Genomic DNA, 18,967 nt, shown 5'->3' on the forward strand with positions numbered 1-18,967 from the left:
GCAGGTGACTGACTCTGCAAAAATGAGCGATCGCATAGTAAATTGGCTATTGACCAACTATGTGATCGCTCAAGTGCGGGTGCTCGATGCGATCGCCCTCTTGATCGAAATACAGGACTTACGCATCTGTCACAAGCGATCGCCAGTTACGCTCATAACAACCCTTTAGCTATCGGATTCATACCTGAGGAATTATTGATTGCAGATAGAAATGAAGCTAAGGTGATGGTGATCGCGCCCAACTTCTTTCTCTAAAAGGAGGAACTATTTATGTCAGATTCGCAAAGCACAAACTCCCCCATAACATCGTCAGAAGTAGTGACTGTTCGTCCCGATGCGGAAACTCCAACTCGTCAAAAACTACCTTACTTTGTGGGCATTTCTCAAGCAACTGCTGGTAGTCAAGGAATTTCGATGAATTTGGTAATTATTCCTCCGGGTGGGACTGCGACGCCTCATTTGCACAAAGATTATGAAACAGCTATTTACTTGTTAAAAGGTAGGGTGGAAACACGCTATGGAAAAGGGCTAAAACAGTCTGTAATCAATGAGGAAGGGGATTTTCTTTTCATTCCGCCCGGTGTACCTCACCAACCATTCAACCTGAGTGATACTGAACCAGCCCAAGCTATTGTGGCGCGAAATGACCCTAATGAACAGGAAAATGTGGTGCTTTACAATTTAGACCAACAGGTCTAACTAATAAGCTTTGCTGAATAAGTATGAGCAATTAAGATACATAATTTACTGACATATTATCGTATTTATACTGTCAAACAACGTATATTTCCTCAAAAAAACATCAAGTCAATATAACTAATGTGTAAATATACACATTAAATTCTGCCCGGCTTCTTCCAGATGTCGGGCATTTAATCATCCAGATGATAGAGAAAATATGATGCTAATGATAGAGTTTGGCACCAAATTTTGTATTTTTGTGAATCAAATTGCCACTCATACTACCGCTAATGCTGATTACTAGGTCTTTTTGGGGCTAATAATACTCAATAGGCTCGACCTTGACTAATTAAACAGGTTAAGAGAAACTAACTATTAACAGATGTGCTGACTAACAAAAATAATAAGTTTTGTAAAGATTCTGGGATATATATTTTGATGGATGGAACATTAGTTAACAAATGGCAAGTTTGTATCTAAGTGGAAATGTTCCAACGGCTATATTTTTAGCTTCGTGGTAGAGCAGCACAGTTCAAGCGTACTATCGTGGTTGTCCAAGAGCATGGAGACATTAGAATTCATCATTTATCCAGATGGTCGGGTTCAAGAGAAAGTCACTGGCATTATCGGTGCTTCTTGTGCTGAAGTCACAGCAGCAATAGAAGCGCAGCTAGGGATAGTACTTAGTAATGAGCCGACCTCAGAATTCTTTGCTGCTCAAGTGCAGCAGTCTGGCTTGGAAAATACGCAAACCACTTTTAGTGATTGGTAAGTTTTCAACATAGTTTAGTGTTATTGATTCATAACCACCATGTCACACTTTAGCCAAATTAAGACTCAAATCCGTAACCTTGATTCTTTGCAAGCAGCGCTCACTGGTTTAGGTATTGATTGGAAGCCGGGGCCACAGGAAGTACGTGGATATCGCGGTCAGACCCATCCTGCCGAAATCGCGATTGAGCAAGAAAATGGCTACGATATAGGATTTAGATGGAATGGCAAGGAGTACGAACTAGTAGCCGACTTGCAATATTGGCAGCAAGATTTGTCAGTGGATGGGTTCTTGCGTCAGGTAACGCAAGGCTATGCTTACCAAACTGTGGTGAAAGAAACTGCTCGTGTTGGCTTTCAGGTTGCTGAACAGCAACAACAAAAAGACGGTTCTATTCGCTTAGTAGTCCAGCGCTGGAGTGCGTAATGTCTGATTTTCTGCCGTCGTCGGAAGCACAAGCAGAAAATCGCTCTGGTTTGGAGCCAGAATTAGGTGGTTTTCTGCGGGATGCGCCAGAACGTTCTGGTTTGGAGCCAGAATTAGGTGGTATACAGCGCCAGAAGGGTGTTTATGTTGATGAAATTACCTGTATTGGCTGTAAGCACTGCGCCCACGTAGCACGGAACACCTTTTATATTGAAGCAGACTATGGGCGATCGCGCGTAGTTCGGCAAGATGGAGATGCACAAGAGGTAATCCAAGAAGCAATTGACACTTGTCCGGTTGATTGTATCCACTGGGTTGACTATACGGTGCTGAAAAATTTAGAAGAAGACCGCAAATATCAAGTAATTCCAGTGGTGGGTTATCCTGTAGAACACGCTGTGGCTACTACTGAACGGCGACGCAAAAGGCAGAAGTTGAAAAATAAAAAATCTGGTTAAGATTTCAAATTTAATAGATAAAATTCAGGGCTGGTTTGACTGGCTCTTTTATTTTGTCCACCTGCCCATCTTCTCAAGATTTTATTTGAGATGGTCGTGCTGTGAAAGCAATTTTTCGACTTTGGCTTCATCAATCCTGGCTGTCAGTTTTTTGGCTTCATGTAAATCTCTGGTGGTTTTTGCCAAATTAAATGTTGAGCCGAGGGAGAAAGCTAAACCCATACCCATAAAGCCTTTTACCCAGTTATCCACAGGTAAGTTAACAATACCAAAGCTGGTCATAGAAACCGAAAGAATAAAAGCTGCCCATGTTTGAATAATCCAGGCTTGGCTGTCTTTTTGAGGGCCGAGTGTTTGCATATTTTTTACCTCTGCACTGTGTAATTTAATTGTGATTGTATTTATTGGTACAGTTGTCGAGGGCTATGGCCTTACCAGTTTGATAACTGGACTCTGAAAACCAAGCCCCACAGTGCTTTCATTTGAGGAAAAAACTTAGCAGAAAAGAGCAATTTGCTCAAATTTTGGAGATTTGATTACGTACCAGTGCTTGTACCAATTTTCTAATTGGCATACAGTAGATTAACTGAGATGATGAAAAACTATTCGTTTTCTGGAAGTACTTTTACTTTGCCATCAGGGCTAAGAACAGCGCGAATTCTGAGATTTTTACCGGATCTACTGGGTGAGACGAAGGGTTTACCAATAGTGGGTATTCCCGCACTATCAACGTAGTCTCTTGCTGCTTTATTGAGGGGCAAAATCCTTTCGATTGTGCCGTCAACAGCAACTGTAAGACTATATTCTAGTGTTTCTGTCAATCCACTGGGTGGTTGCCAGCGTTGCTGGAAATATTCTCTGGCTTCTGAGACGAGAGGAGTATCAAATAAGGTGCTGTTGGTTGCGACTTCTGCGGAAGCTGCATTTCCTCCACGAGCGTTTCGCAATTTACTGACTAAAGTATCGCTCTCAGTGGTGACGGAAGAGGCATTTGCAGCAGAATTTGAGCTACCTTGCAATAGCTGTGGGTCTGGCTGCGATTCAGTTGGAATCTGGCTACTGGGTAAATTAGCCAAGGGTGGAGCGATATTAGCTGAAGGAGTAGAAAGCCTTGGTGGAAGATTGCGTTTTTTCGGTAGATTATCTGCTGTTGCGGGGACTGTATTCGCGGGGTTTAATAAGGGGTTTGGTTGAATAGCGATTTGCTGTCCACCACCTGTGCTGGGCGTTAGCGATGGTGAGTTTTGAGATAGGGCGGGATTAGTGACTTGCGGTTGAGTCAATCTAGTTGTAGACGGCTGGGACTTACCAACTGTCTGAGTAGGTGCAGACAAACCACTGGGGACTGTTAGGGGTGGGGCTGGTAACTTAGAAGTGGGAAGCGGGGGAGTAACTGCCAAATTTGGCAGTGGCTGTAAATTATCTGTGGGAGTGAGTCCGGCTTGGGGTGTAGAGAAGCTGAGTGAGGGTGTGGAGGGAGCGAGAACTGGGGCAGAATTGGGGTCTGATTTGGCGATTGTTTGCTGCTTGGGCTTGGCTTGATTTACATATTGCCAAGTAACAGGTAGCAGGCCTACACCTAAAGCTAAGACGGCGGCTACAGATGTCCAAGCTGGCCAGCCATGACCTGAACCCCGGCGATTGAGAGTGGGTAAAGCCATGATATCTGCTGTGTATTCATCTAAAGCCGTCCCCAAGTCGAATAGTTGCAATAAACTCAGGCGAACTACGGAGCCTGATGTGGGATTGGCGAGGGAACCGAGAAATAAGTTATGGGTTAAATAATTGTTCGGTTCTAGATAAATTTTTGTGTCTGGAATTGAGGTATTGAAGGGGTTTGAGATTTTAGTGCTGGCTGTTAGCAGAGATGGGGATGAATCTGCGATCGCTAATTCGTCTGGGACTTTGCTGGAGTCTGGGGGTGTAGAGAAACTGATCCAAAAATTATCTGGAGTTTGGCGAAGAATATCTTGTACATAGCTAGTAACCGCATCACACAAAGCTTCTAGCTGATCGCGATCGCCCCGAATTGACACTTGGTTTTCTGCTGGTGACTGGGGGCTGTCAAAACTGAGGACAAAATTTAACTGTTTGAGAACAGTTTTACCCATCAACTGCGACAAGGTTGAGCTTTGCGCCAATACTTCTAGTGTACAAGTGGGGGGTGTGTAGCGACGAATGACGGTATTTGATAGAGGCATGGCAGAAACTGCTTGAGAGACTATTTGGGAATTTTGAATTGGGATTTTGAATTTTGCGAAAAGTTTTCTGGAGAATAAGCTTAACTTAGCAAACTTTTCCAGATAGATTTTTTGATGGTCAATCTCAAATCTCAAATCTAAAATTTGGTCGAACGATCTATGAGTGCTAGCCAGAGACGACGGTGTCCACCAGCAGCGCTGTAAAAGAGTAATTCTACAAGTAGTTTTAGCGCTAAACGGGTGAGTAAATCTGTGGAGATTTGCTCATCTTCTTCCATTCGCTCTTGATAGACGTTGCAGAAAGTGTCGATATAATCTCCTAATAAAGCAGCCTGATGAGGTTCTCGATGACTTTCTGCCATTTGTTCTAATAGCCCAACAGCACGACGAATTAATTCTTGCTGTTGTTTAGCGAGGTAGCAGGTGATCAGAACTAATGATCGCGCTTCTTCTACATCTAATTTTTTTCGTCCTCCTTGACCTTTGCGTAAGGGATTTGATTGGCGTAATCGCCACAAAGCCACACGATCTGGCACTCTCGACTCTAATTTCAACTCTATTGCTGCCGACAGCATAGCCTCAGAACCTGTACCAGTTAGTGTTTCTAGCGCCAATAACACTAAGTCTAATTGGGTTTTGATATTGTCCCATTGCAGGGTGTTTGGGGCTGGAAGCTGGATTAAGTCCTCCCACTGTGAATTCGGAGTTGCTGAATCGGCGGCCGAGTGCATAACTTTTAGCATAGGTGATCAGGCTAATAGGGACTGTTGCTGTTACCCATTTTGAAACAGACTCTTAAGCATTAAGGTTGGTTTCCCATAGCTAAATGCTCAAAAGCTTGAGCTAGCTTTCATTGCTGTGGTCAACAGCTGGTGTCTTTGTCTTACTTGGCGTGAAAGTAAAGATTTGACTACCCCAGTGAAAGTTTAACCAGTTTTAGCTACCGGGTAGATAAAGATTTTGTTTGGGGCGTGGGGCAATTCAATGTCAAGATTGAGGATTTTTGATTAGGTTTCCATCTCAAATCCCCACGCCTATTGCCTATTTGACGTAAGCGATGGTGACACCGCTACCACCGTCCACTTGGGCTGCGGGTTCGTAGTGGCTGACTCTGGGGTGCTGTTGCAAATAGGTGTGGATACCTTGTCGCAGTTTGCCGGTACCGTGACCGTGAATGATCCATGTCGGGCCTGTTGCTTCGGAAATTGCTTTGTCTAAAATGAATTCAGCATCAGCTACCCGTTTTCCGCGCAAATCTATTGTATTTTTGGAAGTGCGAATGGCTGGGGCTGGTTGTGCTGGTTGAGCAACTGGTGCTGGGGTTGATACTGATTTTTGCTTGACAATTGGTTCGGCTTTTTGACCGTCTAAAGATTCGATGTCTTGTAGCTTGACGGTCATTTTCATCATGCCAAAGCGGACGCTAAATTCCCCGTCTTCATCGGGTGCGGTGATGACTTCGGCGGTTTGCCCGAATTTTGACAAGCGGATGCGATCGCCTATTTTGGGCATAAACCCCGGGTTGGGTTTGGGTGGCGCTGCTGGTTGATATTGCTGGGCGATTTGGTTGAGGGTGTTGGTGGCTTGCTGGGCTTCTTGGGCTGTGGTTGTACCTTGCTGTAAGCGGCGAATCACTTGGGCGATTTCGGTTTTGGCTTGGGCGATCGCCTGTTGGACTGCGACTTCTTGAGAAGCCCGTAAGGCTTGTTCTCGCTCTTGCAAAGCTGCGGCTTTTGCGGATACTTCTTGGTATAAACGTTCTGCTTGTTGCAGGAGATTTTGGGCTTCGGTGGCTTTGGTTTCTTGGCGACGGCGTTGGGCTTCTAAGCCTGCAATTACTTGGTTAACTTCGTCTGTACCCTCGCCGACTTGGGTTTTTGCTTGTTCAATGACTTCTGGTTTCAATCCTAAACGAAGGGCGATCGTTAAGGCGTTGGAGCGTCCGGGAATTCCCCACAATAGACGATAAGTTGGCGACAATGTGGTTTCATCAAATTCTACTGAGGCGTTTTCAAACCGCTCATCATCATATTTCAGGGCTTTGAGTTCGCCGAAGTGGGTGGTGGCGATAGTCAATTGGGCATGATCCGCAAGATATTTGAGTAGGGCGATCGCTAACGCACTACCTTCGGCTGGATCTGTTCCCGCGCCAACTTCATCGAGTAAAACTAGGGATGAGAGGGATGGAGCCGCATCAGAATTCGCTCCTATTTCCTCATTGCCACTGGGACTCAAAGCATTCAAAATCCGACTAATGCGGCGGATATGTCCAGAGAATGTGGATAAACTTTGCTGCAACGATTGTTCGTCGCCAATATCTGCTAATATCTGGTCAAACCAAGGTATTTCTACAGGTTCGCGGGCGGGGACAAATAAACCTACTTTAGCCATTAATGCTGCTAAAGCTAGGGTTTTGAGAGTTACGGTTTTGCCCCCGGTATTCGGCCCGGTAATTGTCACTACTCGAATATGAGGACTAATCAGTAAATCTACTGGTACTACTGCCTGTCCTTGCTCGTGCTGTTGCTGCCAAATTAATAAAGGATGTCGCAATTGTCGCAACGTGATGAATTCTTGCTGATCGCGGCGAATAAATCTGGGAGGATTGGCACCAAGCCAAAAACTGTATCTGGCTCTGGCGGTGGCTAAATCCAAGGTGGTGACGATCGCTAATAGCCTTTCTAAATCGGGTTTGACAGCGGCGACTTGCTCTGTCAAAACTCGGCGGATAACTTCTTCTTCAACTTGTTCTCTTCTGATTGTCTGGCGTAATTGATTACCCGTAGGGACAATGGAATTAGGTTCGATGTAGAGCGTGGCGCCGCTGGTGGAGGTATCGTGAACAATACCGGGGATGGCGTCTTTGTGGGTGGCTTTGACGGGGATGACATAGCGATCGCCTCGTTGCGTGATCAATTGTTCCTGAACTGCACTAGATTTCGCTTGCAGGATATTTTGTAACTTTTGGGTAATTTGACTGCGTAATCTCCGCAAGTCAGTGCGAATTTCCCCTATTTTTTGGCTAGCGCGATCAGTGACTTGGCCGCGTTCATCGATACAGCGGTGAATTTCCTGCTCTAATTCTGGATATGTCCGCAAATCGGCGACTAATTCGTTGAGGATGGGTAAATCTGGCTGATTGTCAATCACACGCCGCAAACTTCTCGCACCTGCGAGGGTGGTAGCGATCGCCAACAGTTCATCCCCTGCTAAAATACCTTGTAGTTCGGCGCGTTCGATAGCGTCACCAATATCTTGAATGCCGTCGAAAGATAAACTCGTGCCGAGACGGCTTTCCAGTTGGTAGACTTCTTTAGTTTGCTCCAACAACTGCGTACTTGCTGCTTGAGATGTGGGAATTTGCAGCTGACGCGATGCGATCACCCCTAACTTAGTTGCCGCAAAGGTTGAGAGATGCTGGCAGAGGCGATACCATTCTAGTAGTTCTAAGGTTTCAGATTGGATCAAGGCTTCAATATCTAATCTGAATTTATCGTAACAATTCTTGCTGCCAGAAAGCTAAATTTTGTTGCAGTTAATTGCAGCAGTATTAACTTGCTAGAGTATGCCGTAACATAGAAGTACAGAGTCAAAATGGTGTTTGTTTGTAAAAAATACATAATGGATGCTCTAATTCAAGAACTTGACATCAAACTGCGCCAATGGCAGCCTGCAATAGTCGAACAAGTTCGTCAGCGCCTAGCGGAGATTATTGAACTGGCAGACCAAGACGCTTTAGATATTCTTCGTTCCAGGATAGTTGAGCAAGAAGTGTTGGATCTGATTGATGAACCCGAAACCTGGTGAAGTCTGGCTGATTGATTTAGGGCTTGCAGCCAAAACACGCCCCGTCATCATTGTGTCTCGTGATGATCCAACTCCACCAAGGGCTTTGATTCTTTACGTACCCATAACAACACAAAACAGAGGCAGTGCATACGAAGTTGAACTACCTGTTTTGTCGTTTTTAAGGCAAGGTTCTATTGCTAATATACAAGGTTTAGGTTCTGTTCCATCTGTGAGGCTTGATCGCCAACTTGGCGAATTATCCGCAGAAACCATGCTCAAAATTAAACAAGCTTTGATATTTACGCTGGATTTAGAAGCAAAATTACAGCATGATGAACACTAATAGTCGGTAGCTTTCATCGGTAAAATTAAGCGATCGCTCCTAGTTTTGTTGCCGCAGAGGCGATACCATTCTAGTAGTTCTAAGGTTTCAGATTGGATCAAGGTTTCAATATCTAATCTGAACTTATCGTCACAATTCTTGCTGCCAGAAAACTCAAATTAATGGCAATAAAAAAATGGGCGTTGCTGAATAATGGGATGATTTTTTCCTCGCGCATAGACGCTTCCTCGGCTTCCCGCTTTCTTGGGCGCAAAGACAAGCCAGTGCATTGGGGAGACAGCACCTTGGGCGGGTACAAGCGCCAGTCCGCTTCAAGGGCGGGAAAATAAGTAAGCACCTGGCTTGACTTGAGGAGTTAGTGCTCGCGCTTAGTTTCCTGGAGGGATATCCTTGCAAATAAAAAAAGATTAAATTAGCTTTTTGTACAAGCTTGTTGCAGTTGCAGCTGATTATTTTTGTACACTTCTAGCATTCCCGCTTCCTGGCTATCTAATGTACCGTCCCACGCCCAGTATTGATAATTGCCATTCCGAAACTGGTAAACTCGCACTCCTTCTTTCACTTGGCTAGTTCCTTTCTTCAAACTCAATTTACCTTGAGGACTAATTGATCTATAGAGTAGTTCGCCGGATTTTTTAGTTTTCCAAATATTGATTTTATAATCTCCTTGACAATCCAGATTGAGGATTAAATCTGCTGTTGAATCGGCAGCAACAGGTAAGGAAAAATTCACCATGACACAAGTAACTATAGCCAAAAAAGTAAAGCTTTTCTGTTGTATTTTCATCGGGTTGAATTTGACAATTTATAACAATTAATTAGACTAGGACTAATATAATACGCCTAATGTGAATAAAGTAAGAACATCAATACCAAAACGCTGGCGCAGAAAAATATACAGAGTATGATTGGTAATTTTAGCAGCAACATGGACGCAGATACCATCAACTTTCTTCCGCTTTCATATTGCCCCGAATTTGCTTTGCCTTTTTGAGAAATGCAGCAGCTTCTTGACTGAGGCGAGGGGCTGTGTCAGCGGAGAATTGAGTGCGCCATGAAAGACAGCAGCCAAGAAGCCAACAATAAACAATCGTCTCAACATAGATTTTGTGTGGGGAAAATGACAAAAACGCTACCTGATCGCTCTGATCACTCATTGTCATCCAAAATACTTGTTATAACTCTACCGTAACCGTAGCGATCGCTATTGGATGTAAACATCTCGCTGCAATTACTCCCACAATTTGATACCCTATCTACAACACAGAGATTTGAGCAAAGTTTAAGCGTGGATATTCAACTTGGGCGGGGGAAAACAGCTCGCAGAGCCTACGGAATTGATGAAATTGCGTTAGTCCCTGGTAAAAGAACACTAGATCCTTCTCTAGCGGATACTAAATGGCGGATTGGCAATATTGAGCGTGAAATCCCCATCATTGCCAGTGCGATGGATGGCGTCGTCGATGTTCGTATGGCTGTGCGCTTATCGCAGTTAGGAGCATTAGGCGTCCTCAATTTGGAAGGTATCCAAACTCGCTATGCCGATCCAGAGCCAATTTTAGATCGGATTGCCGCCGTGGGCAAAGATGAATTTGTGGCTTTGATGCAAGAACTCTATGCCGAACCGATTAAGCCGGAACTAATTACCCAGCGGATTCAAGAAATTAAACTTCAAGGTGGGATTGCGGCGGTGAGTTCTACCCCAGCTGGTGCAAGTAAATATGGTGAAGTGGTGGCGAAAGCCGGAGCAGATTTATTCTTCGTCCAAGCTACGGTTGTTTCCACAGCGCATTTGTCACCTGAATCTTTAATTCCCCTAGATTTAGCGGAATTTTGCCATTCTATGCCGATTCCCGTAGTATTGGGCAATTGTGTCACCTATGAAGTGACGCTGAATTTGTTAAAAGCAGGAGCGGCGGCGGTATTGGTGGGAATTGGCCCTGGTGCAGCTTGTACTTCCCGTGGTGTGTTGGGTGTGGGTGTACCTCAAGCCACAGCGATCGCTGATTGTGCCGCCGCACGAGATGATTATTATCGAGAAACTGGTAACTATATTCCCGTGATTGCCGATGGTGGTTTAATCACAGGTGGTGACATTTGTAAATGTATCGCTTGCGGCGCCGATGGCGTCATGATTGGTTCTCCCTTCGCCAGAGCCGCCGAAGCCCCAGGCAGGGGTTATCATTGGGGCATGGCAACTCCTAGCCCGGTTCTGCCCCGTGGGACTCGTATCCGCGTCGCCACCACCGGTAGTTTAGAGCAAATACTCATTGGCCCAGCCGGACTCGATGACGGCACTCACAACCTCCTAGGAGCCTTAAAAACGAGTATGGGCACCTTGGGAGCTAAGAACATTAAAGAAATGCAACAGGTGGAAGTTGTGATTGCTCCTTCTCTGCTGACTGAAGGCAAAGTTTACCAAAAAGCTCAACAACTGGGCATGGGTAAATAGGAGGTGGGGAGTGTGGGAAGTGTGGGGAGGTGTGGGAGGAGGGGGAAGATAGCAAGCGTGAGCATAAATTCTTTATTCTCCCCATCTCCCCATCTCCCCATCTCCCCATCTCCCCATCTCCCCACACTCCCCACCCTCCCCAATCCCCAATTCCCCATTCAGAAATTTTTCCGGTCTGCCAAACAATTGCTGGAAAAATCCGATATGTAGCCTACAATGGGAATAGCGGAGACGCATGTTTCCGTTCACTCCTCACACCACACTCCGCCCGGACTACTGTTCGGGCGGTTCCTTTTGTTTGTGAACAAAATCTAGAGCTTCTTAGCAAATGTACATTGTTGCGCTCCCAAGCAACTGTTTTTGCTATGGTAGAATTTTCACGAAAGTCAGAATAATAATTGGCAAAGGTTTTTAGGCATGTCAGCAGCCGAACAAGTTACGGATTCCACGTTTAAGCAAGAGGTACTCGACAGCGAGGTACCTGTTTTAGTTGACTTTTGGGCGCCCTGGTGTGGTCCCTGCCGCATGGTAGCTCCTGTTGTAGATGAAATCTCAGCTCAGTACGATGGTAAATTAAAAGTAGTTAAAGTCAATACTGACGAGAATCCTAATGTTGCAAGTCAGTACGGCATCCGCAGCATTCCCACTTTAATGATTTTTAAAGGTGGGCAAAAAGTTGATATGGTTGTCGGTGCCGTGCCTAAAACTACATTAGCTAACACTTTGGAAAAGTATCTCGAACCTTAACCTACGGTAAGTCCTGTTGATTTGATTTGTCCATTAGGTCTAAATTTAGGTAAATATTGGCCAACTAGTTGGCGAGACGCGAGGTTTCGCGTCTCTACACAATTTCATGCAGTAGTAATTGATTTTAGATGACTACTGTTAGATAAAGCTGTTATTTCTGACAACGAAGACGATTTGGCAAAAGCGATCGCCAAAAGCGCCTTGGTTGATAATTAACCAAAGGTGCTTTTTACTGTTCAAAAGCCAAAGACTTTTTGCCCAAATGATTTTTTGGTGTTTTTGTTAGCGTTTCCCAGCGCAGCAAAAAGCTCAAAAAGATGATTGATGCCAGAAGTCTGATGCTCAAAGTTTCCCATTCTTACAAACCAGCAAAGCAGTAATTGATAAATAGCACACCAAAATTAGGTAAAATATAATGCCATTGTGGCGACAGTTCTCATGACTTCATCTGCGTCCTTTGACACATTAGAGTCTCTCCAAGCGGATATTGCTGAATTAATAGACCGCTTACCGCATTTAAAAAATCGGCAATTTATTCAGCAGGCACTGACAACTATATTGCGTCTGGCTGATAGTGACATTGAGCGTCTCGATTGGAAGATATTGTCGGCTTCTCTAGCGGACATGGAACGCGGTTTCCAGTTGTTTCACGCTTACCGACACGTCCGCAAAGTTACTATTTTTGGTTCGGCTCGTCTAGCACCAGATACACCAGAATATCACATGGCAGTAGAATTTGGTCGCGCTGTCTCTCAATTGGGATTTATGGTGATGACAGGCGGTGGTGGTGGGATTATGCAAGCGGGACACGAAGGCGCTGGACGAGAGAATTCCTTTGGTTTAAATATTCAGCTACCATTCGAGCAACAAGCTAACCCGGTGATTGAGGGTGATTCCAAGCTGATTCATTTCAAATATTTCTTTACACGTAAGCTGTTTCTCCTCAAAGAAAGTGATGCAGTCGCCTTGTTTCCTGGCGGTTTTGGCACTCAAGATGAGGCTTTTGAGTGTATGACCTTAAGTCAGACTGGTAAATTTGGCCCTGTACCTTTGGTGTTGATAGACCCGCCCGGTGGTGATTATTGGCAGTCTTGGAGTAGGTATATTGATCAGCAATTAGTGCAAAAAGGTCTTGTGAGTCCTGATGATCCTAGCCTCTACACCGTGACAGACGATTTGGATGTGGCGTGCGATGCGATCACTCGATTTTATCAGGTTTATCATTCCAGCCGTTATGTAGGCGAGCAGTTGGTGATCCGCTTGACGACGGATTTATCAGCAGAGGAGTTGGAGCGACTCAATAGCGAATTTAATGACATCCTCGTCAAAGGGCGAATTGAAAAAAGTCAGATATTACCCCAAGAAGGACAGGACGAAACAGCAGAATTACCCCGATTGATTTTGTATTTTAACCAACGAGACTTGGGGCGCTTATATCAGATGATTAGCTTGATTAATCAAATGGGTACTCATTCATTAGCCCAAACAGGTCATCCAGAAAGGAAGTAGGCATAATTGGGTGGAAATATCCACCCCTAAAGTATAGCAGGGAACAGGGAATAGGGACTAGGGAACAGGGAATAGGGAACAGGGAACAGGGCTAAAAGCATTGGTGTCAACTTAAAGCGAAACCCTTGTCCCGCCTCAGAATGAATTCTGAGTCTCATAGCAAAAGTCATCTCAAGATGACTAAATATGCAAAAAATCTTTAGTCTACTTCAGTAGACTTTAGTTATTAGCCTTGAACTTCAGTTCTGGGCGGGTGTGGAAGCCAACAAATAAGCTATTTCTCGCTTAAGTTGACACCAATGGGCTAAAAGTCCCTTTATGTAAGCGTTTTATCTTGATTTCATGTCCCAATCTATGTGGCTACAGATGTAACAAAAGTAACAAAGGTAAAACTTTTAATGTGTGGAAATAGAATATTATCTGGACGAAGCTTATTTTCATCAATAACAGCTTTTGTGCGCGATTATACAATTAAGATTTATTTCTAACTTGCTATCAGATATGCTTGACAAGTTCTGGTGATAGTGAGATTATTGCCGAGGCTATTACATAACCTAAATTCAGATATACATAAAGATTAAAAATTATCTGAACAAATAAAAATCTTCAGCGTTGTAGTAGCCCAGGGTGAGCTATATGCATATGAAAAATTGCAGAAAAATTTGATACCCTTAATCAAGGTCATACTTATTGATCATTATTAGGGTAACAGGGTTTATTGAGAAGAATATATTAACTCCAAAGCAGCAAAACGAATTGCTGATGTTTTGTCGAGCCAAAATTTAGAACATAAATCTCAAGTGGTGCATGGTGAACTGTGTAGTTATTGGGAATTTGGCGTAAATGTCATTTAATTCTATTGAATTCGTTGTTTTTCTTGCGGTCACTTATTTACTTTACCGATGTTTGCCTTGGCGTTGGCAAAATGTAATGTTGCTTATAGCTAGTTACATTTTCTATGCTTGGCTAGACGTGCGGTTAGTTTTTTTGATTATTTTCTCCACGGTGATAGTTTTTTATTGTGGGGGAATTATTGGGACTGGGAGATTAAATGGTAGTAGTCGGAACTTAATTACTAAATCTCTTTATCCTCAGTTAGCTAAACTCACAGAAGCGCAAACACGCTTGCTATTTTTGCGTGTGGGTATTTGTGCAACTCTCTTTATTTTAGGGTTCTTTAAATACTTTAATTTCTTCAGTGATAGTGCAGAAGCAGTTATCAGTACGATTGGTTTGAAGGTGAATTTGTTTCACTTAAATATTGTGCTGATAGCGGGAGTTTCTTTTTATATATTCAAAGCAATTTCTTACCTTGTTGATATTTATAAAAATAAGGTAGAGGCTACAAACAACTTCATTAATTTTGCTTTGTTTCTCGCCTTCTTCCCACCGTTGTTAGCTGGGCCAATTGACCGAGCTTCCCAATTATTACCGCAGCTAGAAAATCCCCGAAAATTAAGCTTTGAGCAGTCAGTCCAAGGAATTTTTCTGATTTTATTTGGATTATTTAAAAAAGTAGCGATCGCTGACGGTATCTCTCCTTCTGTCGATGCAGTTTATCAAGCAACTAATGGCGTTTCCTGGTTGAGTGTTGTTGTTGGTACTTTATACTATACCATCCAAATTTACTGCGATTTTTCTGGCTACTCCGATATGGCGATCGGTGTGTCAAAACTATTTGGTATTGAGTTGATGGTAAACTTCAACCTGCCTTATTTTTCTAAAGATCCTAGTGAATTTTGGAATCGCTGGCACATTAGCCTTTCTAGTTGGTTACGAGATTATCTTTACATCCCCTTGGGTGGTAGTCGGCGGGGAAATTTGGCTACCTATCGCAATTTGATGATCACAATGATATTAGGTGGATTGTGGCACGGCGCCGCGTGGAATTTTGTAATTTGGGGCTTTTATCAGGGTGCGGTGCTTTGTATATACAGATTTTTTGGAACTAAGAAAAATCAAGAAACTGCAAACAACAAATTTTTGGTTTTTATTCAAGGTTTAGCTGCGACTTTAATATTCTTCGTCCTCACTTGTTATGGATGGCTTTTATTTAGAGCCACATCTCTAGAACAAATCATCACTTTTACTAAAATTCTGTTTTTAGATGTGGGGAATTTAGCTTTGAATGTACCAAAGCCACCGCTATCTGCACTGATGGGAATTCCCGTACTTATTGGCTACGAAATTCTAGGATATATCTTTGGTAAACCAGACTTTAGATATCGGTTTCCCATTCCCGCTAGGGCTGCTTTTTATGCGATCGTGATTTTTATTTTATTAATGGGACAGAGTAATGCACCAACACAGTTCATCTATTCCACATTCTAAAGCAGCTGTGAAGAAAGAAATTCGGCGCACTTTTATCACTGGACTGTGGATTATTTGTTGCTTACTTTTAATCGATGTCGCAGTTAATTTTTTGTTTCCTTATCCGTCAAATCCACAAGTCGAACCTAAACAACTCAGCCGCTATTTTAACTATGGGTTATCTGTGGAAGGTAAACTTTCTCAGATGGTTCGACCAACAGATGAAGCTAGTTCTGCTCTTGCTGTGGCTGGTTGGTTAGATCCACAATTATGGAAAAAGTTAAATTTAGCGACTAAACCTGCTGTTGGTGAAGATGTGTTAGTGGCGATTTATGGGATGTCCTTCGCACAGCAAGTGGGAGAAGCAATGAAGGAAATCAATCCCAAAATTACCTTAAGAACGATCGCAGCGCCGGCTGCTCCTCCCAGTTATGCATTCGCAGCGTATAATTTAGATCGCGGTAGACATGAGGCGAAAGTTGTAGTTTTGGGTGTTCTCGCTTCTACGACCAAAGCTATGAGAGCCATGAATGGGATGACTTGGCAATTTGAAAGTCCCGCACCTTACACCTATCCTAAATACTTTTTAAAAGATGGTAAATTAGAAGAAATTCAACCGCAGATTACATCTTTGGCTCAACTGCGGACAACTTTTGAAGACAAGCAAAAGTGGAGTGAATTCTTAACTCAAATGAGAGAGAACGATCAATTCTTCAATCCATTTTTGTTCCAGCATAATTTTCTTGACAATTTTACAACAGTGCGGTTGATTCGGAGAGCTTTTGCTCAAGGACAACAAAAAGCGATTGACAACCAAGCTTATAGTGCCAAAAATGGATTTAATCAAGATTATGAAGTGCCATTGTTGAAAGAGATTGTGACTAAATTTGCCGCGACAGCTAAGAGCGATCGCCTTTTGCCAATAGTATTTTTGATCAACGATCGCGGTTATGATGATGACTTATTCCAAGCTCTCAAACCGACTCTAGAAAGTAATTCCATTCCCTATGTAAGTACTCATAATATTGTGCCAGCATCCGACCCGGCAAACTTTGTCGGTGACGGACATTTTACCAAAGAAGGCAACAAAAAAATTGCCGAGGCAATGTTAAAGCTAATTAATCAAAATTAGAAAATATTAGGAGGGGGTAGAGAATAGGGACTAGGGACTGGGGGATAGGGTTAAAAATTGCTTGGTATCTGCGTTTTATGTTCTGATTATGTTCTGAAATACTTGGTGAGAGCCATAACAAATATGTTAGAGAGGGGCCAGGAAAACCGGCCCCTTTGTGCATCTTATATATTGCTATTTAGATATTTGGCGTTTTTTCGATTAATACCAAATTGGAATAATTAGTATTGTTTAAAATATCTGGAACTGTTTGATGGTAAGGATTTTTCATCCAAAATCTCAAATTCAAAATTGGTACGATTGCACCAATATTTACAGCTTTACACCTGCCATCTATACTAGGGATGCTTTTCCTATCCCCTATCCCCTTTTAATAAACAATCACTGACCACATTTGTTACTACTGGTGTATGCAAGATTTTCTGCGCTCTTTTCGCCAAAGTTATGTCAGAACAAATTGTTTAGTTGATAACAGAAACAATGTTATCTAACTTACTTCCTGATGGTAAAAACACCAGTTATCATAACTCCATGCTGATGATCTAAAAAAAATCTCGTATATTAGCACAGGAAACAAGGTCATACATCCTAATAGAGGAATAAAACATGCTGGAAATCTTAGGTTCAGGTTTGGTTTCACTCTGGCTAGAAATGGCGGGAGTCCAAATTAAGCCTTTAGATGCTTTAGACGCCTTAGCTTGGCAGAGTAGCCCAGGCTTGGTGGTTGCACCTGATCCCAATCCAGCGGGGGCGAATACTGTACAAGCATATCTCAAGGGTTTGCTGACATCAAAACTGGTAGCGGCGAATCTAATCCAGAGTCAGGGAATTTGGATGCAGTCTGGCCCGATGTTGATGGCTAATCACCAAGGGACGATACCTCTACCTGGGGCTTCTTTAACTAAAGTGGCTACTTCACTGGTAGCTTTCAAAACTTGGGGCCCAAATCATCAATTTGAGACATTGGTGAGCACTACAGGGCCTCTAGTTAATGGTGTATTGCAAGGTGATTTGGTGATTACCGGTGGTGGTGATCCGATGTTTGTTTGGGAAGAGGCGATCGCTCTCGGTAATACCTTAAATAAAATGGGGATCAAGCAAGTAAAGGGGAATCTGGTAATTACTGGTAGTTTTGCGATGAACTTCCAGCGCGAACCCTTACTCGCAGGTCAGTTTCTCAAACAAGCGCTCAATTCTGCCACTTGGACTCGCCCAGCAAATTATATCCACTCCATTATGCCCAAGGGTACAGCCAAGCCAAAAGTAGCGATCGCTGGGACTGTGAAATTAGGCACACCAACCAGCACTCAACAAATATTACTAGTTCGTCACCGTTCCCTACCTCTGCGACAAATTATCAAAGAAATGAATGTCTTTAGCAACAACGACATAGCAGAGATGTTAGCAGAGTCGGTGGGAGGTGCTCCAGTGGTACAATCCACCGCGGCGAGACTAGCTATGGTACCAAGCACGGAGATTCAATTAATTAATGGTTCCGGATTAGGGCCAGAAAATCGCATTTCCCCCAGGGCTGTTTGCGCTATGTTTATGGCTATGCAACGGGAAGCAGTAGCCAACCAACTCACACTGGCTGATTTATTTCCCATGTCTGGATTCGATCAGCGGGGAACAATGCACAGCCGACACATGCCTATTGGTACAGTGATGAAGACGGGGACTCTCCGAGATGTTAGCGCCTTAGCTGGAGTCATGCCAACACGCGATCGCGGTTTGGTTTGGTTCGCTATCCTCAACCGGGGTACAAATGTCTCTGCTTTCCGCACCGGACAAGATCAGCTTTTACAACAGCTTGTCAAACAGTTGCAAATCGCCCCAGAAGTCCCCGCTGTCCTGACCCCCCACTCTCCTATGCAGCCTCTACCTGAACTGGGCGCGATTAATCGCAATCAAGTTTTGTCTGGAAGTTAGTTTTTGGGCTTGGTGTATAAGTCTTTTTTTGTTTCACGCAGAGGCGCAGCGAAAAGTTTGTGGGGAAGGTTTCCTTCCACAAAACTTTTCAAGACAAAGACGCAGAGAAGAGGACGCTAAGAAAGACTTTTGCAAGAGGCTCCCCACACCCCCCACACTTCCCACACTCCCCACACCCCCCACACTCCCCATCTCCCCATCTCCCCATCCCCCCATCT

20 protein-coding genes are annotated in these 18,967 nt (G+C 43.7%); 14 read left to right on the forward strand and 6 right to left on the reverse strand.

Annotated elements, in window-relative coordinates:
• Window positions 1-4: 4 nt before the first annotated feature.
• The 5 genes from MIC7126_RS30585 to MIC7126_RS0117880 all read left to right on the forward strand — a co-directional run bounded on the left by MIC7126_RS30585 (window position 5) and on the right by MIC7126_RS0117880 (window position 2,337).
• The gene (locus MIC7126_RS30585) at window positions 5-169 is read left to right on the forward strand and encodes a hypothetical protein (protein WP_154655918.1); all 165 of its coding nucleotides are present in this window, start codon (window positions 5-7) and stop codon (window positions 167-169) included.
• Window positions 170-270: 101 nt separating this feature from the next.
• A complete protein-coding gene (locus MIC7126_RS0117865) occupies window positions 271-699 on the forward strand; it encodes a cupin domain-containing protein (RefSeq protein ID WP_017654533.1) in 429 nt (142 codons plus the stop codon).
• 544 nt (window positions 700-1,243) lie between these two features.
• Window positions 1,244-1,453 carry a DUF2997 domain-containing protein gene (locus MIC7126_RS0117870; protein WP_017654534.1) on the forward strand — a complete coding sequence of 70 codons (210 nt, stop codon included), beginning with the start codon at window positions 1,244-1,246 and terminating at the stop codon, window positions 1,451-1,453.
• Between the two features lie 39 nt (window positions 1,454-1,492).
• Window positions 1,493-1,879 (forward strand): DUF1257 domain-containing protein, encoded by a 387-nt coding sequence (locus MIC7126_RS0117875; RefSeq protein ID WP_017654535.1) that lies wholly within the window; start codon window positions 1,493-1,495, stop codon window positions 1,877-1,879.
• A complete protein-coding gene (locus tag MIC7126_RS0117880; RefSeq protein ID WP_017654536.1) occupies window positions 1,879-2,337 on the forward strand; it encodes a ferredoxin in 459 nt (152 codons plus the stop codon). Before MIC7126_RS0117875 ends, MIC7126_RS0117880 begins: the two co-directional genes overlap by 1 nt.
• A gap of 81 nt (window positions 2,338-2,418) precedes the next feature.
• Here MIC7126_RS0117880 and MIC7126_RS0117885 read toward each other — a convergent pair whose 3' ends face one another.
• From MIC7126_RS0117885 to MIC7126_RS0117900, 4 genes are all read right to left on the reverse strand, one after another.
• Entirely contained in the window at window positions 2,419-2,697 is a 279-nt protein-coding gene (locus tag MIC7126_RS0117885) for a YiaA/YiaB family inner membrane protein (protein ID WP_017654537.1), read from the reverse strand.
• 242 nt (window positions 2,698-2,939) lie between these two features.
• The gene (locus tag MIC7126_RS0117890; RefSeq protein WP_026100350.1) at window positions 2,940-4,538 is read right to left on the reverse strand and encodes a DUF4335 domain-containing protein; all 1,599 of its coding nucleotides are present in this window, start codon (window positions 4,536-4,538) and stop codon (window positions 2,940-2,942) included.
• Between the two features lie 137 nt (window positions 4,539-4,675).
• Window positions 4,676-5,281 (reverse strand): DUF3038 domain-containing protein, encoded by a 606-nt coding sequence (locus tag MIC7126_RS0117895; RefSeq protein ID WP_026100351.1) that lies wholly within the window; start codon window positions 5,279-5,281, stop codon window positions 4,676-4,678.
• Between the two features lie 298 nt (window positions 5,282-5,579).
• Window positions 5,580-8,006, reverse strand: coding sequence for an endonuclease MutS2 (locus MIC7126_RS0117900; RefSeq protein ID WP_017654540.1), 2,427 nt, complete (start codon window positions 8,004-8,006; stop codon window positions 5,580-5,582).
• Window positions 8,007-8,159: 153 nt separating this feature from the next.
• Here MIC7126_RS0117900 and MIC7126_RS0117905 point away from each other — a divergent pair, with 153 nt between their 5' ends.
• Window positions 8,160-8,345, forward strand: coding sequence for a hypothetical protein (locus MIC7126_RS0117905; protein WP_017654541.1), 186 nt, complete (start codon window positions 8,160-8,162; stop codon window positions 8,343-8,345).
• Entirely contained in the window at window positions 8,326-8,670 is a 345-nt protein-coding gene (locus MIC7126_RS0117910; protein WP_017654542.1) for a type II toxin-antitoxin system PemK/MazF family toxin, read from the forward strand. Before MIC7126_RS0117905 ends, MIC7126_RS0117910 begins: the two co-directional genes overlap by 20 nt.
• A 412-nt stretch (window positions 8,671-9,082) precedes the next feature.
• Here MIC7126_RS0117910 and MIC7126_RS0117920 read toward each other — a convergent pair whose 3' ends face one another.
• Window positions 9,083-9,457 carry a hypothetical protein gene (locus MIC7126_RS0117920; protein WP_017654544.1) on the reverse strand — a complete coding sequence of 125 codons (375 nt, stop codon included), beginning with the start codon at window positions 9,455-9,457 and terminating at the stop codon, window positions 9,083-9,085.
• Between the two features lie 501 nt (window positions 9,458-9,958).
• Here MIC7126_RS0117920 and MIC7126_RS0117930 point away from each other — a divergent pair.
• The 7 genes from MIC7126_RS0117930 to MIC7126_RS0117965 all read left to right on the forward strand — a co-directional run bounded on the left by MIC7126_RS0117930 (window position 9,959) and on the right by MIC7126_RS0117965 (window position 18,749).
• Entirely contained in the window at window positions 9,959-11,122 is a 1,164-nt protein-coding gene (locus MIC7126_RS0117930) for a GuaB3 family IMP dehydrogenase-related protein (RefSeq protein ID WP_017654546.1), read from the forward strand.
• 29 nt (window positions 11,123-11,151) lie between these two features.
• Window positions 11,152-11,517, forward strand: a complete 366-nt coding sequence (locus tag MIC7126_RS30590; protein ID WP_154655919.1) for a hypothetical protein — start codon at window positions 11,152-11,154, stop codon at window positions 11,515-11,517.
• Between the two features lie 22 nt (window positions 11,518-11,539).
• Window positions 11,540-11,869, forward strand: a complete 330-nt coding sequence (trxA, locus tag MIC7126_RS0117940; protein ID WP_017654548.1) for a thioredoxin — start codon at window positions 11,540-11,542, stop codon at window positions 11,867-11,869.
• Between the two features lie 438 nt (window positions 11,870-12,307).
• Window positions 12,308-13,378, forward strand: a complete 1,071-nt coding sequence (locus MIC7126_RS0117950) for an LOG family protein (RefSeq protein WP_017654550.1) — start codon at window positions 12,308-12,310, stop codon at window positions 13,376-13,378.
• A gap of 930 nt (window positions 13,379-14,308) precedes the next feature.
• A complete protein-coding gene (locus tag MIC7126_RS0117955; RefSeq protein WP_202951048.1) occupies window positions 14,309-15,709 on the forward strand; it encodes an MBOAT family O-acyltransferase in 1,401 nt (466 codons plus the stop codon).
• Window positions 15,710-15,716: 7 nt separating this feature from the next.
• Window positions 15,717-16,820, forward strand: a complete 1,104-nt coding sequence (locus MIC7126_RS0117960) for a hypothetical protein (RefSeq protein WP_154655920.1) — start codon at window positions 15,717-15,719, stop codon at window positions 16,818-16,820.
• Between the two features lie 606 nt (window positions 16,821-17,426).
• A complete protein-coding gene (locus MIC7126_RS0117965) occupies window positions 17,427-18,749 on the forward strand; it encodes a D-alanyl-D-alanine carboxypeptidase (protein WP_017654553.1) in 1,323 nt (440 codons plus the stop codon).
• Between the two features lie 33 nt (window positions 18,750-18,782).
• On the opposite strand, the gene MIC7126_RS31345 is transcribed toward MIC7126_RS0117965, so the two are convergent.
• A complete protein-coding gene (locus MIC7126_RS31345) occupies window positions 18,783-18,965 on the reverse strand; it encodes a hypothetical protein (protein ID WP_154655921.1) in 183 nt (60 codons plus the stop codon).
• Window positions 18,966-18,967 lie beyond the last annotated feature (2 nt).

This window comes from Fortiea contorta PCC 7126 (assembly GCF_000332295.1).
GTDB lineage: Bacteria > Cyanobacteriota > Cyanobacteriia > Cyanobacteriales > Nostocaceae > Fortiea > Fortiea contorta.